The organism is Actinomyces procaprae (assembly GCF_004798665.1).
Classification (GTDB): domain Bacteria; phylum Actinomycetota; class Actinomycetes; order Actinomycetales; family Actinomycetaceae; genus Actinomyces; species Actinomyces procaprae.
Map to the genome: position 1 here is coordinate 1023109 of NZ_CP039292.1, position 26199 is coordinate 1049307.

The following is a 26199-nucleotide window of genomic DNA, read 5'->3' on the forward strand; positions in this document are numbered from 1 at the left end:
AACGGTTTGCTGTACACCTCGGAGCCTTGCAGCAGACGGTTAACCGGCTCTTCGCGTTCGAGGGTGTGGGTGGAGCCGGGAGCCAGCTCGTCGGCGTGGTTTGCGCTGGCGTGGTCTGCTGCGCCGGTTCGGGGTTTACTACTCGGGTTTGGTGTCTGCTGGAGGGTTCTGGGCCTTTCAGGGAGGGTCTAACTGGCGTAGCAGAGGCCGAAGGGGCGCACCCGGCGGCCGCGCGCTGGTCTTGACCGCACTCGCTCGACGCCCGTGACGCCGCCCCGGGGACACCCCCTCGCCGGCCACATGTCCTCGTCAGCCCCAGAACGTCGGCGCAGACTCCACGCCGACCTCGCCCGGACGCCCGAGCGCGACCCCGCGCGCCCGAGCGCGACTACCCGCGGGCCCGTACCGCCACGCCCGCAAACGCGTAGCGCCGGTGAGCATCCGGTGGTGTTCCCTGCTGTCACAGATTGCACCACTTTGCTGGGACGCGCCGGGAACCCGGTCAACAGAACCGCGTGATTTCAACGATTTGTGTTAGGTGGCTCGTGTCCGGGCGGGTAAAGTGGTGCAATCAGTGACAGCTGGGCGGCGGTCGCCGTGGTGAACCGGCTGGCCCACCGGTTTCCTCACCCGGCGACGCGTCGGCGGCCACATCCACGAGCACGACGAGCCGGTCCAGATGACCTGGCGGGGCTGCTAGAGGACACGCCCCGGCCCTCAAGGACGCCTCCCGGGAGAGCGTCTTCGGCGGTCCGACGATGTCCCACCGACCCGAGCACGCCCGCATCACCCCAACCACCCCCGCACCACAGCCCCGGCCAGACCTCGCACCCGCAAACCGGAAGCGCCCGTTAAGGGCGTCCGATTCGTGTCGGACCTCCGTGGTGAGATGTATGCATGACCAGCCCCACCGGCGCCCCTCGCCTCCTGCCCCCGCTCGTGCAGCCCCCACTGCCCGAGCCGGACCCCTCCGCCGCCCGGGTGCTCGCCCGTGCCGCAGACGGCGCGAACCTCGTCGTCCTGGGTGCCGCGGGGACCGGCAAGACCACCACCGCGCTGCGCCTGCTGGTCCAGGCGGTGACCGACCGCCGCAAGGAAGCCGTCCTGCTCGCTCCCACGCGTGTCCGTGCGGACCGTCTGCGCGAGCGCGCCTCCCACCTGCTGGGCCGCGCCGGTGCATCCTCCGGGACGATCCGGGTACGTACCCCCGCGGCCCTCGCCCTGACCATCCTGACCACCTCTCTCACGCAAAGACCCGACCCGCTGCCGGCCCCCGTGCTACTCGCCGGTGCGGAGGAGGACGCCGCGCTGGCGGGGTTGCTCCGCGGCACCTCCTGGGGGGATCTGCCCGCCCAGGCCATCTCCTCACACGCCTTCCGCACGGAGCTGCGCAACCTGCTGGCCCGTGCAGGAGAACTCGGCATCGGTGCGGACCGGCTCGCCGAGCTCGGAGCAGAGCTCGGTGTCCCCATTTGGCAGCGCGCCGCCGAGCTGCTGCGCACCTGGGATGCGCAGGGACGTCCCAGCGCCGCCAACCGCTCCGCCGTACGCAAGATGGATACTGCCCGCCTGCAGGATCGCGCCCGCGAGGTTCTGGCCACCTGGGATGCCGACGGCGTGCGAGTGCCCCGCCCGATTCCCGACGTTGTCATCGTCGACGACTACCAGGACTGCACCGCCGCTACCGCCCGCCTGCTAGCTGCACTCTCCGAGCCCGACGCCGACGGCCACCGCACCCAGATCGTCGCCCTGGGCGATCCCGACGCCGCTGTCGAGGTATTCCGCGGCGGCAACCCCAGTCTGCTCAACGCCGCCGAGGACCGCTCCGGGCTGGCTGCCGAGCGACTCGCACTGGGGGTGGTCCACCGCGGCACACCCGAGCTGGCCGGGGTGTGGGCAGCGCAGGCCGACCGAATTCCGGTCACCGGAACCGCCACCCACCGGCACCCGGAGTATGCCAACGGGGCGGCCGCCGCCCGCTCCGCGGTCTCCCCGCAAGCACCCCGCGCGGGAGTCGAAATCGACGATGCCGGCTCCGGAGGCGCACCGCATGAGGGGAATGCGATAGGCGGTGAACTCCAGACGGATCCTCCCAGTGGCGTCGAGACCCTGATCGCCTCCGGCCCGCTCCAGCAGACTGCCCAGATCGCCCGCATCCTGCGCAGCGAGCACGTCCACCACAACACCGCCTGGGACCAGATGGCCGTGATCGTCCGCTCCGCGGGCACCGCCCGCGCAGTCAGCCGCGAACTGCGTCATCACGGCGTGCCCCTCGCCTCCAGTACGCCCGCAGTGCTACTGCGCTCCGAGCCGGCAGCAGCCGGCATCATCAACGCCTGCCGGGCAGCGCTGGACGGCGAACTCGGCGACGCCGAAACCCCACCACAATGGGCCACCGCCTTCGACCTGCTCACCAGCCCCCTGATCGGGCTTACCAACCTGGACCTGCGCCGACTGCGCCGTCGCCTGTGCGCCGACCGGCCCGCCGAGGCCACGCGTGATGAGAACCTGCTCGGTGTCCTGGCCTCTCCAGAGGCCGCTACCGCCCTGGCCCGCGAGCTTGCCGACGAGCCGTTGGCGGAACAGGCCCAGAAGCTGGAACGCGCGGCCCGCGTCGTCGCCGCCCTGCGGGGCGTGGTCGAGGCCGCCCGGGAAGAGGAACGCCTGATCGACGCCGAGGCGCTCATGTGGGCGGCCTGGCAGGCCTCGGCCTGCGCGGAGGCCTGGCGCGCCGCGGCGCTGGTGCCGCATTCCTCCCGCAGCGCTGCCCTCATGGCGGAGGCGGCCGAGCACGACCTGGACGTGGTCACCGTGCTGTTCAAACGCGCCGAGGTGTGGGCCGAGCGTCACCCAGGGGCCGCGGCGGGCGACTTCTTGAACGAACTCGCAGCGGAGGTGCTCCCCTCGGACACGGTCGCCCCGCAGGGCGTCCGCCCCGCCGGCGTCGCCGTCCTCACCCCCGCAGCTGCGGCCGGGGAGCAGTGGGAAGTGGTGGTAGTTGCCGGGGTGGAGAGGAACGCTTGGCCCGACCTGCGGCTGCGTGACGGCCTGACCCGCTCCGGCCTGCTGGTCGACGCCGTCACCGGCCGCCTGCCTGAGGCTGATGGCAGACAGATGGCCGACCAGGACCCCGCCGAGGCCCGCAGCCAGGTCCGCGGCGACGAGCGGCGCATGTTCCTGTCCGCCATCTCCCGCGCCGACCGCCGCCTGATCGTCACCGCGACGCTGGACGACGACTGTGTGCCCTCCTCCTTCCTGCTTGAGGTTGCCGCCGCGGCCGGGCAGAAGATCACCAACCAGGAGGGCGAGCTCAAGGTTGCTGAAGACGTCAACGACCTGACTCTGCCCGGGCTCGTGGGCGAGTTACGCGCCGCCGCCGTCACCGGCCGCTTGGAGGGGGCCGATGCCCCTGCTCGCGCCCGCGGCCGACAGGCCGAACAGCTGCTGGCCGTGCTCGCCCGTGAAGGCGTGAACGCCGCCGATCCCGCCAACTGGACGGGCCTGGGGCAGCCAACCTCCACCGCCCCCCTGGTTAGTGCGGGCCAAGAGGTCCGCATCAGCCCCTCCGATGTCGAGTCGATCAGCAAATGCCCGCTGAAATGGTTCTTCCAGCGCAACGGTGGCGGCACTGGCACCAGCGATGCCCAGAGGATCGGCATACTCGTGCACGGCCTGGCCGAGCGCGCCGAGAAGGAGGGACTGCGCGGCGAGGTGCTGCGCCAGGCCCTGGAGGACGCGCTGCCGGATCTGGGCTACCCGGACACCTGGCTGGGCAACCTCAACCGGCAGCGCGTGCGCGACATGATCGACCGGCTCGACGCCTACCTCGGCTTGGGGACGGCCCCCGCCCTGGTGGAGCAGACGGTGGACGTCCACCTGGATCTACCCGTGCCCGAGTCCGACGTGGCGGACAGCACCCGCGAGGGGAGCGAGCAGCCGGTAGAGAGCGGCGCGGGCGGGAGCGCGACCGCCGCCGGGACCGCTACCAGGAGCGGAGCGCCCACGAACGCCGACGAGCGGATACCGGTGCGCATACGCGGGCGCATCGACCGTCTGGAGTTCCTCGACGGTGCCCCGCCGACCCCATCCGCAGACGGTGTGCTGCCCGTCGGGCAGGGGCAGCGCGTGCGCGTAATCGACTTCAAGACCGGCAAAACGGCGCCAAACGCGACGGAGGCGAAGCGCAATGCGCAGCTCGCCACCTACCGTATGGCCCTTACTGCCCTCGGCTATGAGGTAGACGGCACGGGGCTGGCCATGCTGGGAACGCAGCCGCCCACAACCGGCCCCGGTGTGAAGGTCGTACCGGACGGAATGGTCCTCGCGCCCAGACCCGATCCGGACACCGGAGCGGATTGGGACGTGGAGCTGCTCGCCCGCGCCGCACGGGACGTTTCCGGCGCCAACCTCATTGCCCGCAGCGGGGGCCACTGTCGCGGGTGCTCCTTCAAGTCCAGCTGCCCCGTCAACCCCGAAGGAAGGAGGACCGTGGTATGAGCACCGCCGACCTCACGCCCGAAGCCCTCGCCAAGAAGCTCAATCTGCACTCGCCCACCGAGGAGCAGTCGAAGATCATCGCCTACCCGTTGCGGCCCCTGCTGGTGGTCGCCGGCGCCGGCAGCGGCAAGACCGCCACCATGAGCCAGCGTGTCGTGCACCTGGTGGCCACCGGCGCCGTTCGCCCCGACCAGGTCCTGGGGCTGACCTTCACGCGCAAGGCCACCGCCGAGCTGGCCGAGCGCGTCTCCCTCCGCCTGGCCCAACTTGCGGGCAGCGGTGTCATCACCGGCGGCGACGACGCATCCGAGCCGACCGTGGCCACGTACGACTCCTTCGCCGGCTCACTCGTGCGCGAATACGGCCTGTACGCCGGCGCCGACCCGGATGCCACTCTCATCACCGAGGCACGCAAGTGGCAGATCGCCACCGACATCCTTGAGCGGCGCACGGACCCGCTTCCTTTTGATTCCAAGTCCAGTGCGATTGCCGCCGTCCTGGGCGCGGACAATGCGCTGTCCACGAACTTGCTCAGCATTGATGATGCCCGCGAGGAACTGACCGATCTTTACGACCTGTTCTCCGGGCTGCAGGCCATTCAGAAGAACCTGGCAGAGGAGAAATCGCCCACTGTCATGACTACCTGGCTGAGCGTGCTCGACGCTGTGCAGGACTTCCGCGACTACAAGCGCCGGCACGCACTGGTCGACTTCGGCGACCGCCTTGCGCTGGCCTGCCGTATAGCCGAAGAGGTCCCCGAGGCCGCGGCAACCATGCGCGCACAGTACCCGGCGGTGCTGCTGGACGAGTTCCAGGACACCTCTGTCGCCCAGGTGCGGCTGCTGTCCGCGCTGTTCGCCGATCAGGGCGTCACTGCCGTCGGCGACCCCAACCAGGCCATCTACGGCTGGCGCGGTGCCAGCGCCGGCGCGCTGGACACCTTCCATGACCGGTTCAACCCCTCCGGTGTGCGGGCCGTCGCCGACGGCGGCAGCCCCGAGCGTGAGACCCCGGTGCTGCAACTATCCACCGCCTGGCGCAACGACTCCGCGGTCCTGGCCGCCGCCAATGTCATATCGAGCCCACTGCGCAACGCCGAGTACCGGCCCGGCGATGCGGAGGTCACCCACGTCCCGGTTCGCGAATTGCAGGAGCGCTCGGCCGCCGACGGACTGGGTACGGGGCAGGTGCTTGCAGCCTTCCTCACCGACCCGGTGCAGGAGGCGGAAGCCGTGGCCGACTTCATGCAGGAGCGCTGGCACTCCCAGGCGGAGCTCGCCGTACTGTGCCGAACCCGCGACCAGATGACGCCGGTGGTTGAGGCGCTCGAGGCACGTGGCGTGCCCTACGAAGTGGCGGTGTCGGGAGGCATGCTCTCCCTGCCTGAAGTGGCGGACGTGCGGGCCCTGCTGACCGTCGCCGCGGACCCGGACCGCGGCGACCGGCTCATGCGGCTGCTCACCGGAGCCGACATCGGTGCCGCCGACCTGTGGGCCTTGCAGGGCCTCGCCCGAGAACTCGTACGCCGGCGCGAACGGGCCGACGGCGGGGCGGACGCTGCCGATGGCGCCGAGCCCGGAAGCCGTGGCGGCAGCGCCACCGAGCCGCCGGAGAATGCGGCCCTGTCCGAGGCACTCGATGAGCTCGCCCGCCGTGATGACGCCGCCCGCGCCCCCGGCACCCGGCATGCAGCGGGAACGGGCGGGCGGCCGGTGAGCCCGGTGACCCAGGGGCTCAGCGAGGCCGGACGGCGAGCGGTCGTGCGGATCGCCCGGGCGCTGCGTCGCGTACGCGGCGCGCTTGCGCTGCCACTGCCGGACCTGGTGGCCGTGGCCGAGCAGGCGCTCGGGCTGGACATTGAACTAGCAGCCCGCGTCGGCAACCACATGGGCAGGCGGGCCCTGGATGCCTTCCGGGCCGCCGCCGAGCAGTACGCCGCCGATGTCGATGTTCCCACCGTCTCCGGGTTCCTGGAACTGCTCGAGCTTGCGGAACAACAGGAGCGCGGGCTGGCGGCCCCCGATATCGAGCCCGAACCGGGCGCTGTGCAGATCATGACCGTCCACGGCGCCAAGGGCCTGGAGTGGGACTGTGTTGCCGTCACCGGCCTGTCTGAGGGGTCTTTCCCCAGTTATGTCACCAAGCCTCGCGCGGACGGGGCAGTGGCCGACAAGTCTTGGATGAACTCCATTGGTACATTTCCCTATCCCTTGCGTGCTGACGCAGACCAGCTGCCGCCCTTCGAACTCGGCAGCCTGGAGATACCGCTGGGCCCGGGCATTAAACTGAGCCGGGATGAGAAGGCCGAGGTTAAGACCCTCAAGGAGCAGTACAAGCTCGCGCTCGGACGCCACCTGATTTCCGAGGAGCGCCGCCTCGCCTACGTGGCCGTAACGCGGGCACGCCATGAAGTGCTGCTGACCGGCTCTCACCTGGTCAAGACCGGTAAGACCGTCCTGCCAATGTCCCGGTTCCTGGCCGAGCTGCAGCGGCGAGAGCTGCTGACCCCATTCGGCCCCGGCTTCACCGAACTGCCCGAGGACGCGACTAACCCCGTCGGGATCGCGGAGGCCTCCTGGCCGGTGACGCACACTGCCGCCCCGGGCTCGGAGCGGGGCGCGCGCATCGCCGTCGCCGAGGCCGTCAGTCGCGCCATGGCGGCTCTCGCCGCCACGGGTGATGCGAATGACGCCCTCCGCGGCGGGCAGCCCGCGGGTGACGGCACCGCTGATGAGAACGTTGCCCGCTGGTGGGAGGACGCCCGCCTGCTGCTCGCCGAGCGCGACGCCGCCGCGGCCGAAGCGCCCACGGTCCGTCGGCCCGCACACCTGGCCGCCACCAGGCTGGCCGCGCTGCGCGACGACAGGGACGGCTTCGCGCTCGACCTGCGCCGCCCCCTGCCGCCCCAGCCTCAGTCCGCCGGCCGCCTGGGCACCGTCTTCCACGAGGCCATCGCCCAACGCCTGAACAGCCATGGCGCCCTGTTCAACCTGGAGGACGCCGGCGTCCCGGACACCCTCGCCGGCCCCGACCGCAAGCGTGTGGAGCGCTGGCTCGACGTCGCCGCCACCCACCCGCTGCTGGACGGCTACGAGCTGGTCTCCACCGAGGAGCCACTTGAGCTCGCCGTCGGCAACACGACGCTGCGCTGCCGCATCGACGCCGTCTTCCGGCACCCCGGCAGCAGGCATTACCTGGTGGTGGACTGGAAGACCGGCCGCCAGCGGGTGCCGGTGGACCAGCTCAGCGTGTACGTGCACGCCTGGGCCGCGAAGGCGCAGATTCCCACCGACCAGGTCCGCGCCGCCTACCTGTACGTGGATGAGCCCGGCGGGTACGTGGACGAGCTCGACGCCGCCGCGCTGGAGTCCTTGGAGGATATCCGCCGTCCCCTGGACCAGCAGGCCCAGCGGTCAAGCATCTGAGTCGCTGTCGTCTCCCTGCGCGTCATCCGCTGAAGCGTCTTCAGCTGCGCGTCCATCGGGCTCATCCACCAGCACCATCTTGACTTCGCTGGTGGTCGCCTCCGGCTCGGCCGTCTCCTTCTCCCCGGGCACGGGGGCCATCCGCGGCCCGCGCGGCTCCACCAGCGGCTCGTCACCGACCTGGTCGGCCAGGTCCGCCAGCATCGCCACCGCATCATCAATGATGGAGCCGCTGCCGGAACGCACCCCGTGCATGAGCCAGCGGGCCAGGCTCAGCTCACTGACCAGCTCCGCACGGTCCCGGAGGTGCCGGTCCACGCCCTCGGTGCGCGCCAGGTCGTAGGCGGACTCGACTGAGTCCAGGCAGTCCACAGGAACGGAGGCGTACACCCAGGCCATGTCCTCCGCCGGGTCGCCCACATGCGCCTGCCCCAGGCCGCGCACGGCCACCACCGCGCCGCCCGCCGTGAGCACGTTCTCCGGCGCCAGGTCACCGTGCACCACCACCGGCCGGAAGCGCCACAGCGCCGAGTCCTCCAGCGCAACCTCCCACCGGGCCAGCAGCGAGGGCGGCACCTTGCCGGTGCCGGCGGCATCATCGAGCAGGCCCAGCCAGCGGGTACGCACATCCTCGGCGTCGTATACCGGCAGTCCCGCCTCCGAGACCACCGTGGTGGGCAGATCGTGCAGCTCTCCCAGCGCCTTGCCCAGCCCCGCAGACAGGCCCGGGCCCGGGCGCAAGGCCTCCACGTCGATCGGGCGGCCCTCCAGGTGGGAGCGCACCTGAATATGGCTGTCCTGCAAGCGCAGCGTGCCGGCGGGGCGGGGAACATCAAAGGACAGCCGGCCGTCGTCGACGATCCTGCCGATACGCCGCAGTACCTCCGCCTCCGCCTCCAGGGTTGCGCCGGTGGAGTCGTCATGCGTCTCCAGCACCTCCCAGTGGCGCCCCTGGGTGTCGACGACGCCGACCACCCGCAGGTCGGCGGAGCGCTCCTGCGGCAGCGCCAGCCGTGCCGGGTCCAGCCCGGGGACCGCCACCCCCGCCAGGGCCGCAAGGGCCAGCGGCGAGTGCTCCCGTGCGGGCCTGGCCGAGGCCGACTGCCCCGACGTGGAGGTTCTCGAATCCGAATCTGAAGTGCTGGTGGGCTCGGACGGTCCGGCTGGCGGCTGCGACATGGCTCCACCGTAGGCGAGGAACCCGCCGGACGGGGCGGCGCCGCGCCCCAGCGGCCGCACACCTTCCCGTGGACTCGCGCAAGACTCACGCACCGCCAGTCCCGGATGTGAAGAGGTTTTCCACAGGCCGACGGAAAGGAGTGGCGCTGATGCCCAGTCGTGACCTATGGTCGCGCTGTGGCGCTCCTCAGTGTTGAGTCAGCACTGCGTACACCACCCGCAATTCAGATTTCCCTTCGATCGCCCAGTCCAACCAACCCCAGTGAGGCCCGCCATGGATGCCGCAGCGCTGCTGCACACCGAGATTCGCGAGCTGGTCCGCCGTCGCGGTGTTGACCCGCTGACGGACACCTCCGCCCTGGAGGCGCTCGTCGCCGAGGCGAGTGCCGACTACGTCTCCCGTGCTGACGCCGGGCTCGTACCGCCGCTACCAGATCCTGAGGAGGCCGGGGCGCGCGCCGTCGACGCGCTCGCCGGCCTGGGGCCGCTGCAGCGCTACCTCGACGACGACACCGTGGAGGAGGTGTGGTGCAACGCCCCGGGGCGCGTCTTCGTTGCCCGTTCCGGCCGCCCCGAGCTGACCACTACGCTGCTGGAGGATGAGGAGCTGCGTGTCCTGGTGGAGCGCATGCTGCGCACCTCCGGGCGCCGCCTGGACCTGGCCAGCCCTTTCGTGGATGCGCAGCTGCCCAGCGGTGAACGCCTGCATGTGGTGATCCCGCCCATCACCTCGCAGCACTGGGCGGTGAACATCCGCAAGCACACCTCCCGGGCCGCCCGCACCAGTGACCTGGTGCGCATGGGCTCGCTGACCGCACAGGCTGCGGCCTTCCTGGACGCCTCCGTGCAAGCGGGCCTGAACATCCTCGTCTCCGGTGCCACTCAGGCCGGCAAGACCACGATGGTGCGGGCGCTGGCCGGCGCCATACCCGCCGGACAGCGCGTGATCACCTGCGAAGAGGTATTCGAGCTGGCGCTACGCAACCGAGACTGCGTGGCCATGCAGACCCGCGCCCCCAATCTGGAGGGGATGGGGGAGATCAGCCTGCGCCGCCTCGTCAAGGAGGCGCTGCGCATGCGCCCCGACCGCCTGCTGATCGGTGAGGTGCGGGAGGCCGAGGCCCTCGACCTGCTGATAGCCATGAACTCCGGGCTGCCCTCAATGTCAACATTGCACGCGAACTCAGCCCGGGAGGCGGTGGTGAAGATCTGCACCCTGCCGCTGCTGGCGGGTGAGAACGTCAGCGCAGGCTTCGTCGTGCCGACCGTCGCCAGTGCAGTCGACCTGGTGGTCCACCTGGACCTAGGCGCCGACGGGCACCGCCAGGTGCGGGAGATCGCCGCCATTTCCGGGAGAGTGGAGAACGGAACCATCGAGATGGCCGACGTCTTCATCCGCGACGGTGCGGATCGGCTGGTGCGCGGGCCGGGCATGCCACCCGCAACTGAACGCTATGCCCGCGCCGGCCACGACCTGGCCGCGCTACTGACCGGCGAGGGCCAGTACACCCGCACCGCCACTCAGGCGGCTACCCCCGTATCCGGGGAGTGGTCCTGATGGGCGCCGTCGCCGGCCTGCTGGGAGGCAGCGGCATCATCCTGGTCTGGCTCGCCCTGACCAGCGAACCGCCGCGGTGGCGCTCTGAGCGGCAGCGGCACCTGGCCGACCTGCTGGTCCAGGCGGGGGTCGGCCGCACCAGCCCCGCCCTGTTGGTCGTCGGCAGCGTCATTCTCGGCGCGGTCACCATGCTGGTCTTCCTGGGGGTGTCGCGGGCGTGGACGATCGCGGTCGCGTTCGGCACCATCGCCGCGGCCATGCCCCTGCTGATCGTCTCCTCCAGGGCTCGCGCGCGGCGCACGAACCTGCGGGAGGTGTGGCCGGAGGCAGTCGACACCCTCGTGTCCGGCGTGCGCGCCGGCATGAGCCTGCCCGAGGCGCTGACCAACTTGGGTGAGCGCGGTCCCGAGGCGATCCGGGAGGAGTTCCGCGCTTTCGGTGTCGACTACGCGACCACTGCCCGCTTCGACCAGTCACTGGACCGGCTCAAGGCGCGCTTCGCCGACCCGGTGGCCGACCGCATCGTGGAGGCCCTGCGGCTGGCCCACGAGGTCGGCGGCACCGACCTGACCGCACTGCTGCGCGCCCTGTCACGCATGCTGCGGGAGGACATGCGCACCCGCGGCGAGCTCGAGGCCCGCCAGTCCTGGACCGTCAACGGGGCGCGGGTGGCCGTGGCCGCACCGTGGATCGTGCTGGCGCTGCTGTCCACTCGCCCCCAGGCCGCGGCCGCGTACGCCTCCGCCACCGGTGCCCTGGTGCTGGCCGTAGGCGGGGCCGCGACCCTGGTCGCCTACCGGCTCATGCTGTGGCTCGGGCGCCTGCCCGAGGAAGACCGGGTGCTGCGATGAGCCCCGCCCTCGCCGGAGCGCTGACCGGCCTGCTCGCCGCCTGCGGCATCCTCATGGTCGCAGACGGAGTACGGCGCCGCCGTCCCAGCCTCACCTCCCGGCTCGAGCCCTACGTCCACGCCCGCCCCAGCACGTCCCGCCTGCTGGCCACCGCCTCACCCACCGCCGACGGCCGGACCATCTCCGGCCTACTGCTGGACACGGTGACACGGCTGGGTGGGGTGCTGGAGGCGATCGGTTCCTCCGCCGAATCGGTGCGGCGACGGCTGGCCCGTTCCGGAACGGGCCTCAGCTACGAGGAGTTGCGCATTCAGCAGCTGCTGTGGGCGGTCGCCGGGCTCGCCATCGCGACCGCCTCCGGACTGATGCTGTCGCTGGCGTGGCGGGTCAACGTGCCCCTGCTGCTCGTCCTCGCCCTGGTCGCTGCCATCGGCGGTGCGGCGGCACGTGACTGGTGGCTGACCCGCGCCGTCGAACGGCGTCGCAGCCACATCGAGTCTCAGCTCCCCGACGTCATCGAGCTGCTGGCGCTCGTGGTCGGTGCCGGCCAGGGGCCTGTTGCCGCCATCGAACGTGTCGTGCACATAGGCCGAGGAGAGCTCGTCGAGGAGCTCGAGCTGACGCTCGCCGACGTCAACTCGGGAACTGTGCTCACCACCGCCCTGACCCACCTGGAGGAGCGAGTCGACTCGCTGCATGTCACCCGCCTGTCCGAGGCGATCGCCGTCGCCCTGGAGCGCGGCACCCCGCTGGCCGACGTGCTGCGCGCCCAGGCCGCCGACGCCCGCGAGGCCTCCCGGCGCGCCCTGATGGAGGAGGGCGGGCGGCGCGAGATCGCCCAGATGGTGCCCGTCGTGTTCCTGATCCTGCCCATCACCGTCATCTTCGCCCTCTTCCCGGGCCTGTTCGTGCTGCGGATCGGCCTATGAGCAGATCTCCGCGAAGCGGCCCGCACCGCACCGACCCATGCCGCCCGGCATACCCCGGAACACATCCACAACAACCCGCAACCGGAACGGAGAATCCCATGCACACCCTCAAGCGCATCAGCATCTGCCTGCGCACTCGGCTCGGCCGCCTTGCCGAAGAACGCGGCGACGTTCCCGGCTGGGTGCTGGTCACCCTCATGACGGCGGGTCTGGTAGTCGCCCTGTGGGCGGTGGCCGGCCCGGCGCTCACTCAGGTCTTCACCGATGCGATTGCCAAGGTCACCGGTGCCATCTGAGCGCACCATTCGGCCCAGCTGCTGCGGGCGGCGCGGGCGCGGACCGCTTCGTGATCTGATTGCCCGCCGGGAGGGCGGCGAGCACGGGGCGGCAGTCGTCGACTTCGTGCTCGTCGGCATCCTGGTCATTGGCGTATCGGTGGCGCTGCTCCAGCTCGCCCTCGGCCTGCACGTGCGCAATGTGCTAACCGACGCCGCTGGGGAGGGGGCGCGCCGCGCCGCCCTCGTAGGGGGCACCACCGCGGAGGCGGACGCGCGCGTGCGTGCCCTGGCCGACGCGTCGCTCGCAGACGGCTACGTGGAGGCGGTCACTGTCACCCGCACCGCCGTCGGCGGGCTGTCCATCGTGCAGGTGGACGTCACCGCGCCGCTGCCGGTGCTGGGCCTACTGGGTCCCGGCGGAATGCTGCACGTGACCGGGCACGCCGTTGACGAGGCCGCCCTGGTCGATGTGGATGGAGGTGAGCCGTGAGCAGCCGGGCCAGGCGCGGGCACGGTGCGTGGGCCCGCGGGCGGCGCGTAGGGCAGTGCCCGCCGCAGTGGCGCCTGTCGGGGCGCGCGCGCGAATCGGCGCTGCGCGGCCGCGACCCGGAGGCGGGAAACGCCCCGGTGGAGTTCATCGGCTGGACCGTTGTGCTGGTGGTGCCGGTGCTGTACCTGATCGTTGCCCTCGCCCAGGTCCAGGCCGCGTCCTTCGCCGTCGCCTCGGCCGCGGACGCCGCCAGCCGCATCCTGGAGATCGAGGAGGGGGACACGGCCCTCGCCCATGCCCGCACCGCCGTGGGCCTCGCCCTGTCCGACCAGGGGGTCGACGCCGACCCCGCCACCGCCTTGACCGTCGCCTGCACAGACGCGGCGTGCGGCACGGCCGTGGTGCGGGTCCAGGCGGGGGTGGACCTGCCGCTGCTGGGATCGGCGGGGGTGGGGCGCGGCCTTGTCATCATGGATGCGGCCCGCTCCGTCACGCTCGCCCGAGCAGGGGACCAGACATGACCCGGGTCGTGCGCAGGCGGGGGCATGGAGTAAGCGCCCGGGCATTGCGGCCTGGAGGGCGGCTTCGGCGGTTGCTCGTTCGGGCGGCCCGGGCGGCGGGCCCGGAGGACGGGCAGACACTGCTGCTGGGAATCGGGCTGGTGACCGTCGTCCTGGCACTGGTCCTGGCTTTGGCCTCCGCCAGCGCCATCTACCTGGACTTGAAGACTCTCACCTCGCTGGCAGACTCTGCTGCCGCTGCGGCGGCCGATGCCGTAGAGGAGGACTCCTACTTCGGCGGCTCCGTCACAGACTCCGGGCCCGGTGCGCTGTCTGCCGCGAGCGTGCGTGCGGCCGCCGCAGCTGACCTGGCGATGCAGCCAGTGGACTTGACAGGAGTGCAGATCAGGGAGGCCAGCAGCCCGGACGGTGTTACCGCCGTGGTTACGCTGACGGCCTACTCGCAGCCTCCCTTCCTGCCCTGGGGGGTGATTCCCGCATCGGGGTTCACCATCACCGCCACCGGTAGTGCCCGCGCCACCACCGGGTTGTGAGGGTGAACTGTCCGAATCCGGCACAAACGCGCTCGAAGCAGCCAACTGACCTTTGCTAATCGTTGGAATCAAGCCGTTTTACGGGCGACCCACGGGTACGGGTGCGGCGTTTGTGCCGAATCTGGACACTTTTCCGGCGGACACCGGTGGCCGCCGTCGGCTCGGTCCACGGGTCTGTTCTAGACTCGGGCCCGTGGCCACAGACTTCCCCGCCGAGATCGAGCAGCTCCGACACACCTACGCCTCCGTCGTCGCCGTGACGGACCCCGAGGCGCTGCGCGGGCGCATCGCCGAGTTGTCCGAGCAGGCCGCCGCCCCCAACCTGTGGGACGACCCCGACGCCGCCCAGGCCGTCACCTCCGCCCTCTCGCACGCACAGGCGGACCTCAAGCGCGTTCAGGCGCTGGGCGGGCGCATCGACGACCTGGAAACCATGGTGGAGATGGCGGGGGAGGAGTCCGGCGCGGATGCCGAAGAACTGCTCGCCGAGGCCGAGCGCGATCTCGCCGCCGTGCGCAAGGATCTGTCCGACCTGGAGATCCGCACCCTGCTGTCAGGCGAGTACGACCAGCGCGACGCCGTGGTCACCATCCGCTCCGGTGCGGGTGGCGTGGACGCCGCCGACTTCGCCGAGATGCTGCTGCGCATGTACACCCGCTGGGCCGAGCGGCACGACTACCCGGTCAAGATCCTCAACACCTCTTACGCCGAGGAGGCCGGGCTGAAGTCCGTCACCTTCGAGGTGCACGCACCGTACGCCTACGGCACGCTCAGCGTGGAGGGTGGCACCCACCGCCTGGTGCGCATCAGCCCCTTCGACAACCAGGGCCGCCGCCAGACCTCCTTCGCGGCCGTCGAGGTCATCCCGCTGATCGAGTCCACCGACCACATCGACATTCCCGAGACGGACATCCGAGTCGACGTCTTCCGCTCCTCCGGCCCCGGCGGCCAGAGCGTCAACACCACCGACTCGGCCGTGCGCATCACCCACCTGCCCACCGGGTTGGTGGTGTCCATGCAGGATGAGAAGTCCCAGATCCAGAACCGCGCCGCCGCCATGCGCGTGCTCCAGTCCCGCCTGCTGCTGCTCAAGCAGCAGGAGGAGGACGCCAAGAAGAAGGAGCTCGCCGGCGACGTCAAGGCCTCCTGGGGTGACCAGATGCGCTCCTACGTGCTCAACCCCTACCAGATGGTCAAGGACCTGCGCACCAATTACGAGGTCGGCAACCCCGACTCCGTGTTCGACGGCGACATCGACGCCTTCATCGACGCCGGCATCCGCTGGCGCAAGCAGCAGGAGCAGGCGGCCGACTGAGCCTGCGAGAGTGTCCTTCCGGCTGGCGTCGGTCCGGGCGGCCCCGGTCAGCGGTACACGTCGCGGCGGTGTTCGGGCGTGACCACAACGACGACGAGTCGGCCGTCGTCGATCGTGTAGATGATGCGGTAGTCGCCCACGCGTGCCCGCCAGGCGGGGCGGCCTTTGAGGGGGCGGCATCCGGGAGGATACGGGTCGGTGGCGAGCAAAGCTATCGCCCCCTGGATCCGGCGCTGGTCCCGCTTGTCGATGCGCCGCAGAGCTTTGAGCGCCGCGGGGCGCACCTCAATCTCGTATCGCACGGGTGGCCGCTTGCTCAGTCGAGCCCGAGGTCGGCCTTGACCTCATCCCAGGGGATGTTGGGTCCCTCCTCGTTCATTGCCGCGTCGTATGCGGCGATGTCCTCCCGGTCCTCCAGTGCCTCGAGCATGTGCTCATAGGCCGCCGGACTTATGAGTACGGCTGCGGTCCGGCCCCGGTTGGTTAAGGAAGACGGCGTCCTCGTGCGCCTTGTCCACCAGAGCGGGGAGCTCGGCGCGGGCACGGGACATGGTTACGGTGGTCATGACTGAAATGTACGTTTCGGTAAGCGAGTTGTACAGAATTCGGCTCGGGTGCCCGCGCCTGCCGACTCTGCCCGGTGAGACAGGACTTCAGACGTATGAGGCGGTAATCCGCCGGGAGGCGGCATCGACGGTGAGCGTGCCTCCGTGGGGGAGGATCCACTGGGGGCGAGTATGACCGAAGGGGACTCCTGCGCATACCGGTGCCGCCGTGTTGTAGTGCCGGATGACCTCAAGCGCACTCTGGGCCTGCTCCTGCCGGTATTGCGCACGCGCCTGGGCGTCACGCGAGACCTGGAAACTGGTTGCGGGCGCCCGGGCCAGCAGTACTGCGGCCGCGGCCGTGAGTACCCCGCGTTCTCCCAGAGAGCGCAGCATGCCCGCCACCAGTTCCCGGCCGGGAAGCAACTCGGAGGTTTCCAGTATCAGAACGCAGCCATCGAGGTCTCTGGCGTCGGCATGGATGCGCCCTGCGGCGAGGCCGAGTACCAGCACCTCCAAGCATCCGCCCCAGCCGGGCCCGCTGGCTGCGGTGGAAGGCCCGTCCCACAGCCAAGGTTCCGTCTGCTCGCGGGTCCCGTATTCGCTCAGCGCTTGCGGATCGGCCCAGTCCTTGCCGAAGTCCTCCGAGTATCCCGGCTCGGTGACTTCCAGAGTCTCACCCGTCAGCAGTGCCGCACGCAGCGAGGCCCGATGAACGGCGTCGACCTCGGGCCCGGGTCCTAGGTGAACCTGGGTGGCGCCGCCGTGGAAGCTGCACACGCCGTGCTCCCACAGCCATTGGTGCAGGTTGGTGTTGTCCGAGTAGCCGAGCACCGGCTTGGGGTCTGTCAGGACGGGCTCGACATCAAGGAGTGGCAGGACCGTCATCTCATCGTCACCGCCCGCGGTGGCGATGATCGCGCGAATGCTCGGATCGGCGAAGGCGGCGTTCAGGTCGTCGGCGCGCTCGCGCGCGCCGGCTCCGAGACGGCGGGTCGTGGGGAACTCCACCGGCACCAGACCGGTTATGGCGTGGAGTCGCTCCAGCGCCTGTTGGTGAACAGCGGGACCGATGGCGGGCACTGCCAACGACGGCGACAGCACCGCAATCTTGTCGCCCTCCTTGGCCTTACCAGGGCTGACCAATTGGCTCATGCCCTTGAAGTGTAGCCGGGGCTCCGCGCGGGCGCAGGATGAGCGACGACGCGGGCTCGTCGTCGAGCATGCGCCGTGGCCGTCGAGCATGCTGTCCAGAGTGCCGTTCTCGTGGGCCGTTCCACGTCCGCGAGAGTTGACCCGCGTGCTCCGGGGCAGGCTCGGGGAGCACCCGGGCACGCCCCTGATTCTTCGGCGTGTCTTCCCTGGTTTTGACTGTGATTCCTGGAGTGGGCGCATGGGCCCGCTTAGCGTGGTGGGCATGAGCGCTCACGAGATCACCGGGGCAGGGGTCAAAACCGAGGCGGGGCCGGAGGCGCGAGCGAGTCGGCCGGGCCCGGGCGGCGCCACGGCGCGGGTGGCGATCGCCATCGCGGTCATGCTGCTGAGTGCCACGGTGCCGACGCTCGTCATGGCCATACCGGGAGTGCAGGCACTGCTTGACGGAAAGGTCTTCGGCCGGAGCAGCGCAGGGTTGCTGGTGGTTTGTCTGGCGGTGCTCGTGATCATGTCCTTGGCGACGGCGTGCGCCTACCAGTGCACCCGGCTGCTGATCACTCGCCTGGACCACGCGCGTCTCTCCGATCTGGCAGTGCGCCCGAGTCCGCGCGCACTGGCCTGGTGCCTGGGCATGATCGCCGTCGCCTTCGCGGTCATGCCGATGGCCGGAGCCGTGAGTGAAGCGCTCGGCATCCCCCGAGCGGAGCCCGCCATGCCGGGTGACACGTGGTGGTCCGCGATCCTGTTTCAGGTCGCCCTGGGGTTCTTCCTGCAGGGGATCCCCGAAGAATTGGTGTGGCGTGGTTGGTTGTTCCGCTCACTCGGCTCCACCCGGACGGCGGCGGCTGTATCGGTCCTCGCCTTCACCGCCGTGCACTTGATCTCCCAGGGCGGTCAGGAGGGCTGGGGCGAGCGCTTCATCTACCTGGCCATGCCCTTCGGCTTTGGTGCGGCGGCGATGGCGGCCCGCTGGGTGTCGGGCTCAACCTGGGCGGCCGTAGGCGCGCACGGCGGATTTCACCTGTCTGGTCTTTTGGCGGTGAGCACCGGCGTCCCCGTTGACGAGCCAACCACGTGGGTGGTGGTCGGCAGCATGTGGCTGGTGGCAGGGGCGATCGTGCTGCTACTTCACAAGGCTCGCGCCGGTCGCATGTACGGTGCGGTTGAGGCCCGAGGGGCGCAGGCGAGCAGCGGGCCGGACGATCTGTGAACGGTAGTCACTCGCCTGGTCCCTGGTCGCGGGTGTACGGGAAGTGTCCAAATCGATGACAAACGCCGCTCACTCGCTGCCCGTGCGGCGCAAAACGTTGATTTTCCAACGGTCTGCGAACCGGTTCCGGGAGGCCGCCGGGGCGTTTGTCATCGATTTGGACACCCTGTGCCGATGTGAGCGGCCAGAACCCCGGGATGCGCTCCAGCGGGATGTCCAGGTACTTCCGGAATGTGCTTAGGGCAGGGCTCCAGGAGGCGACAGTGATGTCGAATTACGACCCCGGGGTCGTGACCCTTCAACCGACACGCGGCGGCGGCCGCGCACGTGCACGGCGTCACTGGCCCGCGCCGTCGCCCCGGGTCCGCGGCTCCCGTAGGCTGGGCGGCAGTGCGTGCCGACGACGAGGGCCGCACTCCGGCGCAGTCGGGGAGCATCGTCGTCGGGGCGCGAGTGAATCCGAGCAACCCCTTTGAAAGGCGTATCAGACCTGTGGCTGAATTCATCTACCAGATGATCAAGGCGCGCAAGGCGCACGGTGACAAGGTCATCCTGGATGACGTCACCATGGCTTTCCTCCCGGGAGCCAAGATCGGCATGGTCGGCCCCAACGGCGCCGGCAAGTCCTCGATCCTGAAGATCATGGCGGGCATCGACCAGCCCTCCAACGGCGAGGCCCGGCTGTCCCCGGGCTACAGCGTCGGCATCCTGCTGCAGGAGCCGCCGCTGAACGAGGAGAAGACCGTGCTCGGCAACGTCGAGGAGGGCGTGGCCGAGATCAAGGGCAAGCTCGACCGGTTCAATGAGATCTCCGCCGCCATGGCTGATCCGGACGCCGACTTCGACTCCCTGATGGCCGAGATGGGCACCCTGCAGGACCAGCTCGACGCCGCCAATGCCTGGGACCTGGACTCGCAGCTGGAGCAGGCCATGGACGCGCTGCGCTGCCCGCCGCCGGACGCCGAGGTCAAGCACCTCTCTGGTGGCGAGCGTCGCCGCGTGGCCCTGTGCAAGCTGCTGCTGGAGGCCCCCGACCTGCTGCTCCTGGACGAGCCCACCAACCACCTCGACGCCGAGTCCGTCCTCTGGCTCGAGCAGCACCTGAAGGCATACAAGGGTGCCGTCATCGCCGTCACCCACGACCGCTACTTCCTTGACCACGTGGCCGAGTGGATCGCCGAGGTCGACCGCGGTCACCTGTACCCCTATGAGGGTAACTACTCCACGTATCTGGAGACCAAGGAGAAGCGCCTGGAGGTCCAGGGCAAGAAGGATGCCAAGCTGGCCAAGCGGCTGAAGGATGAGCTGGAGTGGGTGCGCTCCTCGGCGCGCGGCCGTCAGGCGAAGTCCAAGGCGCGCCTGGCCCGCTATGAGGAGATGGCCGCGGAGGCCGAGCGCACCCGCAAGCTTGACTTTGAGGAGATCCAGATCCCGCCGGGCCCCCGTCTGGGCAACCAGGTCCTGGAGGCCACCAACCTCAGGAAGGGCTTCGACGGGCGCACCCTGATCGACAACCTGTCCTTCACGCTGCCGCGCAACGGCATCGTGGGCATCGTGGGCCCGAATGGGGTCGGCAAGACCACCCTGTTCAAGACGATTGTGGGCCTGGAGCCGCTCGACGGCGGTGAGCTCAAGATCGGTAAGACGGTCAAGCTGTCCTACGTGGACCAGACCCGCGCCGGCATCGACCCGAACAAGACCCTGTGGGAGGTGGTCTCCGACGGGCTGGACTACATTCAGGTCGGCCAGGTGGAGATGCCCTCCCGTGCATACGTGGCCTCCTTCGGCTTCAAGGGGGCCGACCAGCAGAAGCCGGCCGGTGTGCTGTCCGGTGGTGAGCGCAACCGCTTGAACCTGGCGCTGACCCTGAAGCAGGGGGGCAACCTGATTCTGCTGGACGAGCCCACCAACGACCTCGACGTCGAGACGCTGTCCTCGCTGGAGAATGCGCTGCTGAACTTTGCGGGCTGCTCGGTGGTAATCACCCACGACCGCTGGTTCCTGGACCGTGTGGCCACGCACATCCTGGCCTGGGAGGGCACCGAGGAGAACCCGGCCTCGTGGTACTGGTTCGAGGGGAACTTCGCCTCCTACGAGGAGAACAAGGTTCAGCGCCTGGGCGCCGACGCCGCCCGTCCCCACCGCGTCACCTATAGGAAGCTCACGCGCGACTGAGCCGAGCCAGGCCGAGCTTGCTCGAGCTTGCGAGGCGATGGAGTCGCGTTGGTGCCGGAGGCTGAACACGCGCGACTGAGCCGAGCAGGCGGGCGCAAATATGCGGGTGGGGTCACGGATCATTCCGATCCGTGACCCCACCCGCCTGCTTTCCGTGCCGAGAATGCCTCAGCCCGGAAGCCGGGGACAATGATCAGTCACGTGCGCGTGCGCGCTGGAGAGCAACCGCGCCTGCGATCAGCGCAGTGCCGGCACCGAGCACCAGCACCAGGGTGTCGGCACCGGTGCGTGCCAGCGAGGGCCGGGCAGGCGTCGTGGCGGCAGCGGTCTTAGCGGGCGCGCTGGTGGTGCCTGAGGCACTCGCAGGCGTCGTGGCCGAGGCGCTGGGCGTGGGCGCCGTGGACTCCGGGGCGCTGGGCGACTCGCTCGGGGCCGCGGATTCCGTGGGTGTAGCCGACTCGCTCGGGCTCGGAGACTGGCTCGGCGTTGCAGACGGGGACTCGCTCGGCGTCGCGGAGGGCGACTCGCTCGGCGACGGGGACTCAGACGGAGCCGGCGTCACCGGAACGTTGCCGTTGGCGGAGCCGCCTCCATCGCGACGGACCACGGTGGTCTCGGCGTTGTGAGGTACGCCCGCGATGGTCAACGAGGCGTCGTCGGTCCAGGGGCCCTCGCCGGTGAAGGTCATCGGCAGGATGATCCGAGCGAACTGCCCGGTGGGGATGACAACCGTTCCGGAGATGGTGGTGTCGGTGCAGCTGGTGACGGTCACCTGTGCGCTGGTGCCGCCGGTGGGGTCGCCCCACACATTACGGCCGGTGTAGGAGTAGGCGGAGGCGTCGCAGGTGAAGGCCTGGCCCGCGGAGGTCAGGGTGTCGGTCCAATCCACCGTGAGGGAGGCGGCGCCCGGCGGCCATCTCCTCGGTGATGGTCGGCGTCTGGATGGTGACGCTGCCCGAGCGGGTGCCGTTGTCGTCCGCGGCGGAGGCGGAACCGTACTTGCCGGCCGCGCGCGGCATCTCGGTGCAGTTTCCGACGCACTCACCCACGGGCACCTCCACGGTGGTGACCTTGCCGTTGGTGTTGAAGGTGAGGGTCTCGGTGGTGGACGGCGTGACCTCGCTGGTCAGACGGGTGTCGACCCAGCCGGTGAGCGTGACGTCCTGGTGGGACTCGACGTAGTCGGTCAGCGTGATCACCAGGCGACCGCTCTCGGCGCCCTCGTCAATCACGTAGGTCATCGTCGCCGCAGTGGCGCCGTCCTCGGTGTCGAGGTTCCAGGTGGTGCCGGTGTCGAAGCGAAGCTCGGCCGGGGTGCTGATCTCGTAAGTCTGGCCGGCGCAGTGGCCGTCTTCGAGGGCGAGGTCGAACTCTAGTTTCAGCATTTCCCAGGCGACGGCGGTGTTGTCGGCAGACACCGGCTCGTCGTCCTTGAGCAGTGAGATGTTCGGGGTCTCAGTAGTGGCTGTGCAATTGCCTTCGGCAGCACTTGCCGTGGTGTGGAACGCCGTGGGGGCGATCATCGCCAGGGCCAGTGCTCCCAGGGCAAGCACAGCAAGAAGTCGTGAAGCTGCGCGGGAGCGCATGATGCTCCTTCCTAAGGCGGGTTAGGGGTTGACCAATAGATGGGACCGGCGATCACGGGAACGCCGCTCTGCCCCGGCACTTGCAAGCGCGGGGCAGAGCAGGGTGGAACTCCGTGGCGGCACGGTTTCAGTTGCGCATCATACTCGCGGACTAAGGGGCGTACCGGCGTTTCGAGGGTTCTCTCCGATGTAACCTGTTGCGTTTGTCACCGAATTGCTTGCATGCGAATTGCCAACAAAACAGTTAACAGCAGGAAGCGTGCATTTCGCTTTTCGTGGGTGTTTCAAGGAATCAAGCGTGAACAGGGATGGCGACCGCCCGGGCCGCCGGCCGCATGGTGGCCCACGTCGGCCAGCACGCGGCGGCCCGGGCGGTGCTTTTGAGAGGGGCTTGAGCCGATGTCGGCGGTGTCGCGTTACGGCACGCGTACGGCAACGGCGCGCAAAGCCGAAGTGAATTCGGGGTGACCGTCAGGAGGCGGGCGCCGGAATCGGTCCGCCGTCGTCTCCCTCGGCGACGCGTATCGCCCAGTCGCCGCTGCCGTGCGCGCTGGCGGTGGGAGTCCGGATCATGCCCTCCTGGGCGATTGTTGAGACCAGCCGGCCCTGGGAGTCGAACACCTCCGCGCGGGCCATGGAGCGCCCGCCCTGGGAAGTGGGGGAGTCCTGGACGAACAGCGTCCAGTCGCTCGCGTCCACGTCCCGATGGAACCACTGGGCGTGGTCCAGGGTCGCCAGGCTCATGCCCTCGCTGCGCCACGACAGCCCCTGGCTGCGAAGCGCCGGCTCGAGCATGACCTGGTCGCACATGTAGGTCAGCAGGGCGCGGTGCACCGTCTGCGTTGCGGTTGGCGGGATGGCGCCCCGTGAGCGCACCCACAGGTGCTGCCTGCCCTCTATCCGCCTGCCCGGACGCAGGTAGATGTTGCCCTCCACATGCCGGATATCGAATGCGGTCGTGCGCCCTAGGAACTTAGCCACCGGATGGTCGATGGAGCGGAAGATCTCCAGGGCGCTGACCAGCTCCTCGGGGCGCGGTACGTCAGGGGCGTCCAGCTGGACGTCGATGCCCTCCTGCTGCTCCTGGAATGAGGAGACCATGGTCAGGATCGGCACTCCGCCCTGAGATGCGGTGGTGCGTCGCTGGGAGAAGGAGCGTCCGTCGTGCATCCGCTCGACGTCGAAGCGCAAAGGCTGCCCCGGCCTGCCGCCGCGCATGAAGTAGGCGTGCACGGAGTGTGGTTGGCGGGGCCCGTCGCCGTCGTCGACCATGGTTGCGGCCGCGGCCAGCAGGCCCTGGGCGACGACTTGCCCGCCGTAGATCCTTCCGGAGATCTGCGGCAGCGAGGAGCCGGTGAATGAGTCACCCCCGTTCCCCTCGCCGGACACCTCCTCCAGGGCGAGGATCCGTGTGACGGATCCAAGTGGCTCGGTGCTGGCGGGGGGAACGGGGTATGGCTGTGTCAAAGACCGAGCTCCTCCAGGATCGGCAGCTCGGCGCGTACTGCCTGCCGGGCTTCGTCAGCGGTGGCCGACGCCGTGGCGATGGCCGCCAGTCGCTGGCAGTCCGCCAGGTCTACCGACTTCAGGACGGCGTCGACGTCGGGCAGGGCGCGGGCGGTCATGGACAGGCTGGCCACGCCCAGGCCCACCAGCACCGTCGCCAGTGCCGGGTCGGCGGCGGCCTCACCGCACACGCCCACCGGGCGCCCGTGCGGCGCCGCGCCGTCGCAGGCCTGCTTGATCAAGCGCAGGACGGCCGGCTGCCACGCCGTCGACAGGTCGGCCAGCGAGGACAGCAGACGGTCGGCGGCCATGACGTACTGGGTCAGGTCGTTGGTGCCGATGGAGGCGAAGTCGGCGTACTCGAACATCTTGTCCGCCATGATGGCGGCCGAGGGCACCTCGATCATCATGCCCGCGGTCTGCAGGCCGTAGGAGCGGGCCTTCTCAGTGAAGGCCTGGGCCTCCTCCGCCGTGGAGATCATGGGGGCCATGACCCACACCTTGGCCTCGGTCTCGGCCTCCGCCTTGGCCAGTGCCTCCAGCTGGTGGTCGAGCACCTCCGGGTCCCGGCGCGTGGTGCGGTAGGCGCGCACGCCCAGGGCGGGGTTCGCCTCGGTGGCGTCGGTCAGGAACGGCAGGGGCTTGTCCGCGCCGGCGTCGAGGGTGCGCACAACCACCTTCTTGCCGGGGAATGCGGCGAGCACGGCCTTGTACGCCTCGACCTGCTCGTCGATGCTGGGCTCCTCGGGCTGGTCCAGGAAGCAGAACTCGGTGCGGAACAGGCCCACGCCCATGGCGTTGGCCTCGGCCGCCGAGCGGGCGGCGGCGCCGTCACCGACGTTGGCGAGCAGCTGTACCTCGTGGCCGTCCTTGGTGGCGCCGTCGCCGTTGAATACGCGCACGCGGTTGGCGAGCTCGCGGGCGCGGCGCAGCTGGTCCTCGCTGGGGTCGAGCACGACCGTGCCCTTGGTGCCATCCACCAGGACGATGTCACCGTCCGCGAGCTGGTCGGTGACGGCGGCCCCAGTACCGACGATCGCCGGCATGCCCAGAGCGCGGGCGAGAATCGCGGTGTGGGAGGTCGGCCCGCCCTCGGAGGTGATGAAGGCCACGACCTTCTCGGGGTCCAGCAGTGCGGTGTCGGCGGGGGCGAGGTCCTCGGCCACGAGCACGAAGGGCTCGGGCAGGCGGGGGATGCCGGGCATGGGGGAGTCGGTCAGCACTGCGACGATCCGGTCGCGCACGTCCTGGACGTCGCGGGTGCGCTCGGCCATGTAGCCGCCGAGGGACTCCAGCATGGAGGCCAGCGTGCCCGCGGCCTCCCAGACGGCGCGCTCCGGCACCAGGCGGCGCTCGCGGACCATCGCCTGCGCGGAGGAGGTGAGCGTGGGGTCGGCCGCCATCTGGGCGGTGGTCTCCAGCAGGGTGCGGCCGTCGCCCTTGGCCTCGGCCGCGGACAGCTCGAGGCCCTTCTTCACGGTTTGCGCGGCCGCTGCAATGCGGTCGCACTCCTTGTCGATGTCGCGGCTCGGTTCCAGGGTGGCGATCTCGGGCTCGACGATGCCCGGCGCCATGCGGGCGACGGGACCGGCGACGAGTCCAGGGCTCACGCCGATGCCGGTCAGAGGGGTGGGGTTTGCGGCGGACGGGGCCATACGGTGCTCCTCAACAGCGATGGAGGCGGGTGTCACGGCTCATTGTGCACCGACTCGGTGCTTCGGTGGGCGATTCTGCCATCGGATGAATGACGATTGACAGCTTGTGGCTGGTTGAGTGCCGCGCGAAAGTGCTCGCCCGGGCCGGTGCTCTTCGCTCGGCCGGCGGTGTGTTGCCGGGCGGTGCGCGGGCGAAACCGGGGTGGCTCGCGAGCGGGAGGATTCCTCCCGCTCGCAGGCCCGGTGATGCGCACGCGCTCCGCGAACTGCGATAAAGTGATGTCGAGCACGAAGTACTACGAGGAGCACACATGAGCACTGCAGCTGAGATCGTCGCCGGCCTGGGCGGACGCGAGAACATTTCCGACTTGGAGCCCTGCATCACCCGTCTGCGGGTGGAGGTAGTTGATCAGGAGAAGGTCGACGAGGACGCCCTGCGCGCCACCGGCGCGTTCGGCGTGGTCCGCTCCGGCCGAGTGGTACAGGTGGTCGTCGGCCCCACCGCGGACGAGATCGCCCAGGAGATCGCTGAACTCGACTGAGTCTCGGGGAGGCCGGGGCACTGCGCCCCGGCCTCCCGCGTAAACTCCCCGCCGCGCCCGATCCGGCGCGAGTGGGGCGGCCGACAGGCGGCGTGGGCGACTGGCGTCGGCACGGATCGTGTGAAACGCTTGCTGCAATAGGTGTTCCCGTCGGTCGCGCCGACCGCGCAGTCGCCGAGGCAGGCAGACGGGCCGCCGCTTGAAACCACCTTCCCGCGCCCCAATGCAACCGGGGACGCCCTCGCGCGC

General features: G+C 69.9%; 21 protein-coding genes. 13 read left to right on the forward strand and 8 right to left on the reverse strand.

What is annotated here, in order from left to right:
- Positions 1–897 precede the first annotated feature (897 nt).
- On the forward strand, positions 898–4497 hold the full coding sequence (locus E4J16_RS03995; RefSeq protein ID WP_136313321.1) for a UrvD/REP family ATP-dependent DNA helicase: 3600 nt from the start codon (positions 898–900) through the stop codon (positions 4495–4497).
- A complete protein-coding gene (locus tag E4J16_RS04000; protein WP_136313322.1) occupies positions 4494–7922 on the forward strand; it encodes an ATP-dependent DNA helicase in 3429 nt (1142 codons plus the stop codon). The genes E4J16_RS03995 and E4J16_RS04000 overlap by 4 nt, the downstream gene beginning before the upstream one ends.
- Here E4J16_RS04000 and E4J16_RS04005 read toward each other — a convergent pair.
- Entirely contained in the window at positions 7911–9101 is a 1191-nt protein-coding gene (locus E4J16_RS04005) for a phosphotransferase (RefSeq protein ID WP_136313323.1), read from the reverse strand. The genes E4J16_RS04000 and E4J16_RS04005 overlap by 12 nt on opposite strands.
- A gap of 274 nt (positions 9102–9375) precedes the next feature.
- Here E4J16_RS04005 and E4J16_RS04010 point away from each other — a divergent pair, with 274 nt between their 5' ends.
- From E4J16_RS04010 to prfB, 8 genes are all read left to right on the forward strand, one after another.
- Positions 9376–10659 carry a TadA family conjugal transfer-associated ATPase gene (locus E4J16_RS04010; protein ID WP_136192718.1) on the forward strand — a complete coding sequence of 428 codons (1284 nt, stop codon included), beginning with the start codon at positions 9376–9378 and terminating at the stop codon, positions 10657–10659.
- Positions 10659–11510: a type II secretion system F family protein gene (locus tag E4J16_RS04015; RefSeq protein WP_136192719.1), complete on the forward strand. Its 852-nt coding sequence runs from the start codon at positions 10659–10661 to the stop codon at positions 11508–11510. Before E4J16_RS04010 ends, E4J16_RS04015 begins: the two co-directional genes overlap by 1 nt.
- Positions 11507–12439 carry a type II secretion system F family protein gene (locus tag E4J16_RS04020; RefSeq protein ID WP_136192720.1) on the forward strand — a complete coding sequence of 311 codons (933 nt, stop codon included), beginning with the start codon at positions 11507–11509 and terminating at the stop codon, positions 12437–12439. The genes E4J16_RS04015 and E4J16_RS04020 overlap by 4 nt, the downstream gene beginning before the upstream one ends.
- Before the next feature lie 98 nt (positions 12440–12537).
- The gene (locus tag E4J16_RS04025) at positions 12538–12735 is read left to right on the forward strand and encodes a hypothetical protein (RefSeq protein WP_136313324.1); all 198 of its coding nucleotides are present in this window, start codon (positions 12538–12540) and stop codon (positions 12733–12735) included.
- Positions 12725–13207 carry a TadE/TadG family type IV pilus assembly protein gene (locus tag E4J16_RS04030; protein ID WP_240038259.1) on the forward strand — a complete coding sequence of 161 codons (483 nt, stop codon included), beginning with the start codon at positions 12725–12727 and terminating at the stop codon, positions 13205–13207. Before E4J16_RS04025 ends, E4J16_RS04030 begins: the two co-directional genes overlap by 11 nt.
- On the forward strand, positions 13204–13728 hold the full coding sequence (locus tag E4J16_RS04035) for a peptidase T4 (protein WP_240038260.1): 525 nt from the start codon (positions 13204–13206) through the stop codon (positions 13726–13728). Before E4J16_RS04030 ends, E4J16_RS04035 begins: the two co-directional genes overlap by 4 nt.
- Positions 13729–13799: 71 nt before the next feature.
- Positions 13800–14261, forward strand: coding sequence for a glycosyltransferase (locus tag E4J16_RS04040; RefSeq protein ID WP_240038261.1), 462 nt, complete (start codon positions 13800–13802; stop codon positions 14259–14261).
- Positions 14262–14454: 193 nt separating this feature from the next.
- A complete protein-coding gene (gene prfB / locus E4J16_RS04045; RefSeq protein ID WP_136313327.1) occupies positions 14455–15576 on the forward strand; it encodes a peptide chain release factor 2 in 1122 nt (373 codons plus the stop codon).
- Between the two features lie 47 nt (positions 15577–15623).
- On the opposite strand, the gene E4J16_RS04050 is transcribed toward prfB, so the two are convergent.
- The 3 genes from E4J16_RS04050 to E4J16_RS04060 all read right to left on the reverse strand — a co-directional run bounded on the left by E4J16_RS04050 (position 15624) and on the right by E4J16_RS04060 (position 17276).
- The gene (locus tag E4J16_RS04050; protein WP_127842388.1) at positions 15624–15878 is read right to left on the reverse strand and encodes a type II toxin-antitoxin system RelE family toxin; all 255 of its coding nucleotides are present in this window, start codon (positions 15876–15878) and stop codon (positions 15624–15626) included.
- A 132-nt stretch (positions 15879–16010) separates the two neighbouring features.
- On the reverse strand, positions 16011–16142 hold the full coding sequence (locus tag E4J16_RS15955) for a hypothetical protein (protein WP_275669584.1): 132 nt from the start codon (positions 16140–16142) through the stop codon (positions 16011–16013).
- A gap of 87 nt (positions 16143–16229) precedes the next feature.
- The gene (locus tag E4J16_RS04060; protein WP_127843346.1) at positions 16230–17276 is read right to left on the reverse strand and encodes an LD-carboxypeptidase; all 1047 of its coding nucleotides are present in this window, start codon (positions 17274–17276) and stop codon (positions 16230–16232) included.
- 262 nt (positions 17277–17538) lie between these two features.
- Between E4J16_RS04060 and E4J16_RS04065 the strand changes: the two genes are divergently transcribed.
- Both E4J16_RS04065 and ettA read left to right on the forward strand, forming a co-directional pair.
- Positions 17539–18486 (forward strand): CPBP family intramembrane glutamic endopeptidase, encoded by a 948-nt coding sequence (locus E4J16_RS04065; RefSeq protein ID WP_168709459.1) that lies wholly within the window; start codon positions 17539–17541, stop codon positions 18484–18486.
- Positions 18487–18978: 492 nt separating this feature from the next.
- The gene (gene ettA, locus E4J16_RS04070) at positions 18979–20661 is read left to right on the forward strand and encodes an energy-dependent translational throttle protein EttA (RefSeq protein ID WP_136313329.1); all 1683 of its coding nucleotides are present in this window, start codon (positions 18979–18981) and stop codon (positions 20659–20661) included.
- Positions 20662–20854: 193 nt separating this feature from the next.
- Here the strand turns inward: ettA and E4J16_RS04075 are convergent, their stop codons facing one another.
- The 4 genes from E4J16_RS04075 to ptsP all read right to left on the reverse strand — a co-directional run bounded on the left by E4J16_RS04075 (position 20855) and on the right by ptsP (position 25408).
- On the reverse strand, positions 20855–21550 hold the full coding sequence (locus tag E4J16_RS04075; RefSeq protein ID WP_136313330.1) for a hypothetical protein: 696 nt from the start codon (positions 21548–21550) through the stop codon (positions 20855–20857).
- Positions 21471–22247 (reverse strand): Ig-like domain-containing protein, encoded by a 777-nt coding sequence (locus E4J16_RS04080; RefSeq protein ID WP_136313331.1) that lies wholly within the window; start codon positions 22245–22247, stop codon positions 21471–21473. Before E4J16_RS04080 ends, E4J16_RS04075 begins: the two co-directional genes overlap by 80 nt.
- Before the next feature lie 471 nt (positions 22248–22718).
- Complete coding sequence (locus E4J16_RS04085) at positions 22719–23714, reverse strand: acyl-CoA thioesterase (RefSeq protein WP_136313332.1); 996 nt, start codon at positions 23712–23714, stop codon at positions 22719–22721.
- On the reverse strand, positions 23711–25408 hold the full coding sequence (gene ptsP, locus E4J16_RS04090) for a phosphoenolpyruvate--protein phosphotransferase (protein ID WP_136313333.1): 1698 nt from the start codon (positions 25406–25408) through the stop codon (positions 23711–23713). The genes E4J16_RS04085 and ptsP overlap by 4 nt, the downstream gene beginning before the upstream one ends.
- A gap of 311 nt (positions 25409–25719) precedes the next feature.
- Here ptsP and E4J16_RS04095 point away from each other — a divergent pair, with 311 nt between their 5' ends.
- A complete protein-coding gene (locus E4J16_RS04095) occupies positions 25720–25950 on the forward strand; it encodes a PTS sugar transporter subunit IIB (protein WP_136192729.1) in 231 nt (76 codons plus the stop codon).
- Positions 25951–26199: the final 249 nt, after the last annotated feature.

Coding starts and splice junctions, on each gene's coding strand:
- E4J16_RS03995 (WP_136313321.1), top strand. CDS start 898: ATGACCAGCCCCACCGGCGCCCCTCGCCTCCTGCCCCCGCTCGTGCAG.
- E4J16_RS04000 (WP_136313322.1), top strand. CDS start 4,494: ATGAGCACCGCCGACCTCACGCCCGAAGCCCTCGCCAAGAAGCTCAAT.
- E4J16_RS04005 (WP_136313323.1), bottom strand. CDS start 9,101: ATGTCGCAGCCGCCAGCCGGACCGTCCGAGCCCACCAGCACTTCAGAT.
- E4J16_RS04010 (WP_136192718.1), top strand. CDS start 9,376: ATGGATGCCGCAGCGCTGCTGCACACCGAGATTCGCGAGCTGGTCCGC.
- E4J16_RS04015 (WP_136192719.1), top strand. CDS start 10,659: ATGGGCGCCGTCGCCGGCCTGCTGGGAGGCAGCGGCATCATCCTGGTC.
- E4J16_RS04020 (WP_136192720.1), top strand. CDS start 11,507: ATGAGCCCCGCCCTCGCCGGAGCGCTGACCGGCCTGCTCGCCGCCTGC.
- E4J16_RS04025 (WP_136313324.1), top strand. CDS start 12,538: ATGCACACCCTCAAGCGCATCAGCATCTGCCTGCGCACTCGGCTCGGC.
- E4J16_RS15955 (WP_275669584.1), bottom strand. CDS start 16,142: ATGACCACCGTAACCATGTCCCGTGCCCGCGCCGAGCTCCCCGCTCTG.
- E4J16_RS04060 (WP_127843346.1), bottom strand. CDS start 17,276: ATGAGCCAATTGGTCAGCCCTGGTAAGGCCAAGGAGGGCGACAAGATT.
- E4J16_RS04065 (WP_168709459.1), top strand. CDS start 17,539: ATGAGCGCTCACGAGATCACCGGGGCAGGGGTCAAAACCGAGGCGGGG.
- E4J16_RS04080 (WP_136313331.1), bottom strand. CDS start 22,247: ATGCGCTCCCGCGCAGCTTCACGACTTCTTGCTGTGCTTGCCCTGGGA.
- ptsP (WP_136313333.1), bottom strand. CDS start 25,408: ATGGCCCCGTCCGCCGCAAACCCCACCCCTCTGACCGGCATCGGCGTG.
- E4J16_RS04095 (WP_136192729.1), top strand. CDS start 25,720: ATGAGCACTGCAGCTGAGATCGTCGCCGGCCTGGGCGGACGCGAGAAC.